This is a genomic window from Acidimicrobiia bacterium (assembly GCA_029210695.1).
Taxonomy (GTDB): Bacteria; Actinomycetota; Acidimicrobiia; order Spongiisociales; family JAHEDJ01; genus JAHEDJ01.
The window spans coordinates 1-3698 of record JARGFH010000123.1; the positions used below are offsets into that span (position 1 = coordinate 1).

Consider the following 3698-nt stretch of genomic DNA (forward strand, 5'->3'; position numbering starts at 1 on the left):
TCCCATCACCCTGATAATCCATAACTCCATCCTCGCTTCCAAGCTCCGGAGTCTCCAACTCTCCCAGGGCGATTCACTTCGGCCGCCGGCTCTACTACGAGAACGGTTTCGTCTCGCTCTCTGATCAGGGTTGCCTCGCCGAACTCCTCGTCGGGTAGCAGCCTGGTGGCTTCGGCTAACTCGACCAGCCCGGCCACTGGTCCGGGCAAAAGAACCCGAGCGAGCAGGATAGCTGTAACCATCACAAGAGCTGAGGTCACGGCGACTCCGGCCCAGCCCGGTCGAAGACCCAGACGGCTCCTCGCTCTAAGGTCCGAATCTGGTCTCGGGGGGTTGTCGGCGGACGCCAGCCCATCCGGCATCGAACGGTCTGTGTCAGCTGCTCCCTGCTCGGCGATGTGAGCTTCCAGACGGGCGCGGGCAGCCTGCTCCTCGCCTTTGGTGGGCTTACCGTCGAAGAGCAAGCTCAGCAGACGCTCTATCTCATTCATCGCGTACTGTCTCTCTCGTGGGGACCGCTTTGCCGTTCGGGCTCAAACAGTTCTCGCAGCGCGGCCCGTGTCCGATGCAGCCGGGACTTCACCGTTCCGAGCGGAATGCCAAGCGCCAAGGCGATCTCGCCCTGAGTGAGATCCCCCAACGCGTAGAACAGGAGGACCTGACGGTCCGATTCCCGCAGTCGCTCCAAGAAAGCGTAGAGGCCCACCTTTCGAGCTTCCTCCATAGCGTCGAGCCTCACCGCTACATCTGCTGCGAAGTCCTCCGGCCCGGTGGACGCCGGACCCAGTCCGAGGGATCGTGACTCCAGGTAACGTCGTCGTGCTTCCATCCTTGCCAGATTGGCGGCGATCCCGAACAGCCAAGGACGCGCCGACAGATGGGACGGGTCGAAACGGTCCCGTTGGTTGAAGGCTCGGAGAAAGGTCTCCGACGACAACTCGCCACCGACCTCAGGGCCGAGACGCCGGACCAGATACCGATGGATCGACCCGTAGTGACGATCGAAGATCACGGCAAACATCGGCGAGTCAACCAGCGAGCGTCGAATCAGGTCGGCGTCGGTCTCGTCGACGGGGTTATCCCGACTCACTCCACCCAGGTTAAGGCAGATACTGCACCGACTCGGTCCTGTTGTTGAAAGAGGTCAAGTTCACCGTTGAGCCAGATCCTGTGGTCGTCCAAGAGGCGCCACCCTTGTTGGGCAGGTCATAGTGACGCAGCCTGGGACACCCGTGATACGACGAGGAAGTCTTGTTCGAAAAGTTCGATGGAGTGTTCCACCAACCACCCGAACACGAGCCACCCACGACAGTCAGCGAGGAGCCAGTTCCGTTATATCCGTCGTAGTGGGTGCCCAACGTGAAGCTCGCCGCAAGGGCTCCCTTATCGAGCCCAGGGTCAGGGATTCTCCGCTGACTCGAATCAGTGAGCTCAAGGGCTCGGGCATCTCTGTCGTCGGGATCCCCATAACACACCCAGGGGGTCAGGACCAGCTCACCATCCTCCTCCTCACCTGCCACCACCGCCACACAGTGGTAGTCCTCACCCGGCTCCGGCTCGAGTTCACCTCGTGCTGACAGAGGACTCACCAATGTCACAGCCACCACGAGCAGACACCAAACACCCCTGCGCATCCGATACCTCTTCTCTTCGTTGATTCAACGCGCTTATTGTTTGCCGTAAGCGGGGAATCGGTTCCCTCGGGAGGGTCTACAGTCGAAGAGGCCTGAATATCGTCAACTCCGGTGTTCGTGCCGCATGCAGTTTCCGGGAATCCGGACCGGCCGGGACTTGTTTCGTCGACCTCTCGTAGACGAATCGCCTGGAACCAATCAGGAGCTGTGGGCAAAGTAACGGTCAAGACGATCGCGACGCCCAACATCGACTCACGCGATAGCAACAATGAAGCAGAGTCAGTCACCAGGTCTACGACAATGCCTATCATCGACAGATAGCCTCGGCGGGCATCTCGCCCACGTGTCGCGATTAGGTGGACTGGGGGCGGCGTGATCATCATCGGAGTCCTTCTGGCGGTGTTGGTGGCTCTGTTCGTCTTTGGTTTTGTGGGTGGCCTTGCAGGCGCGATCGTCGGTGGTGGCCGTGAAGAGAGGAGCCTTCTCGTCAACGTCGGCATCGGCCTAGTCGGGTCGCTCCTTGGTGGGACTCTCTGGAACGTCATTCAGGACCGCGGCCTGGAATTCACCTGGGGTGGGTTCATTGCCTCGTTGTCGGGCTCTGTCCTATTGCTCCTCATCGTGCGGATGATCCGCAACAGACGCACCCCATGGGGTTCCTAACGGTGGCGCAGAGGAACCAACGGTCTTCTTCACCTTGAGGATGTGAACATCTCTCTGAGGGCGTGACCCACCCATCGGCGCCGGGCTGTCAAGTCGAGACCGCGCGGCGTGCCATCGCGGCTCGCCCGCAATCCCGGGCGTCGTGGTGTGCCGCTGTGTAAGTCCCGGCTTGGCGGCCCGGGGTCTGGCCCCTCCAGAAAAGGGATAGCAGCAGCCCTCGTTTGACGTCGGCATCCGACTCCGCTGTGTGCTAACACGCGAACTCGATCCCTCGGCGCGGCCGGACTCGAGTCACGTCCTCAGATAGTTGGATACCGCGAGAGGCATCCGGCCCACCATGGAACCGTTTCTGTCCGACCGGCAAAGCGATGACCAGTAGAGGCAGCCCAAGGAGAGGAGCTGACACCGTCGCAATGGAAACAGGGCCAGGAGGGCCCATGCAAGACCTCGGGAGGTTGGAGGATTCCATGTCAATAAAGAAGAGAATGCGACTATTGGTAGTCGCAGTGTTGAGCGTATTCGTGCTGACCGGGGCGGGCGTCGCGGAAGCCGCGACCTGGTCCCTCCAATACGACTTGTATCGAACCGGTGTGTACCCGTTGCGATGGGCCTATCGTCATCAGGTCTTATGGACCGGTAACGGCTCCACCATCAGCGCCCATTCTGTGACCGACAACAAGCTCTCCTCGGATCCAGGATGGACCTTTACGGATATGGCCGATGATGACACGTTCACATACACATCGGGAGGCGTGCAATACAAGCGCAAGCAGACAAACGCGAGCTTCAAATTCGGAATCTGCCCCGCCTGTCTAGATGACCACCCGTGGGTCGAATCCACCGTGGGCGCTGGAGGTCAGCACTGGATGAACGGCTCCGGATACTAGGCGTGACCTCGCCCGCACCCTCCGCGGGAGAATCATCGACGACACAGCCAGCGCCGATGGCTGGGAGCGTGATCCTCCATCACGTCAGCAAGAAGTTCGGTGCAGTGACAGCTCTCACGGACATCTCGTTGGCGCTCGCTTCGGGGACCACGGCCCTTCTCGGTCGAAACGGTGCCGGCAAGTCGACCCTGCTGAATTTGATCACCGGCGTTGTGCTGCCATCGGAGGGCAAGGTAACGATAGGTGGACATGCGGCTGGGTCTCCAGCCGCATGTCGTTCTGCGGCGCGACAGCTTGAGTTTCCTGGCACAGCGGGATTCTTGACCGCCAGACACCTTGAACGGATCCTCGCCATGGAGTCTGGCGAGCGCGTCAGCTTTCGGGAGACCCTAAAACGATTCGAGGTTCCGGACCGTCGCATGCGTAAGTTGTCAAAGCGGAACTTGTCAAGCTTTTTGAGACAGACGGTTCATTGTTTCATTGGGTCGGCGTGTCCTCCTCTGGTTTGTTGATC

At 60.3% G+C, this 3698-nt stretch carries 4 protein-coding genes; 2 read left to right on the top strand and 2 right to left on the bottom strand.

The window, feature by feature from the left end; translation table 11 throughout:
• Positions 1-5: 5 nt before the first annotated feature.
• Together P1T08_18425 and P1T08_18430 are read right to left on the bottom strand one after the other, a co-directional pair.
• Entirely contained in the window at positions 6-491 is a 486-nt protein-coding gene (locus tag P1T08_18425) for a hypothetical protein (protein ID MDF1598052.1), read from the bottom strand.
• A complete protein-coding gene (locus P1T08_18430) occupies positions 488-1090 on the bottom strand; it encodes an RNA polymerase sigma factor (protein MDF1598053.1) in 603 nt (200 codons plus the stop codon). The genes P1T08_18425 and P1T08_18430 overlap by 4 nt, the downstream gene beginning before the upstream one ends.
• 916 nt (positions 1091-2006) lie before the next feature.
• Between P1T08_18430 and P1T08_18435 the strand changes: the two genes are divergently transcribed.
• Positions 2007-2297: a GlsB/YeaQ/YmgE family stress response membrane protein gene (locus P1T08_18435; GenBank protein MDF1598054.1), complete on the top strand. Its 291-nt coding sequence runs from the start codon at positions 2007-2009 to the stop codon at positions 2295-2297.
• A 485-nt stretch (positions 2298-2782) separates the two neighbouring features.
• Positions 2783-3184, top strand: a complete 402-nt coding sequence (locus tag P1T08_18440; protein ID MDF1598055.1) for a hypothetical protein — start codon at positions 2783-2785, stop codon at positions 3182-3184.
• Positions 3185-3698: the final 514 nt, after the last annotated feature.

What these genes read in the sequence shown, in the direction of transcription:
- P1T08_18425 (MDF1598052.1), bottom strand. Translation starts at nt 491, where the DNA reads ATGAATGAGATAGAGCGTCTGCTGAGCTTGCTCTTCGACGGTAAGCCC.
- P1T08_18440 (MDF1598055.1), top strand. Translation starts at nt 2,783, where the DNA reads ATGCGACTATTGGTAGTCGCAGTGTTGAGCGTATTCGTGCTGACCGGG.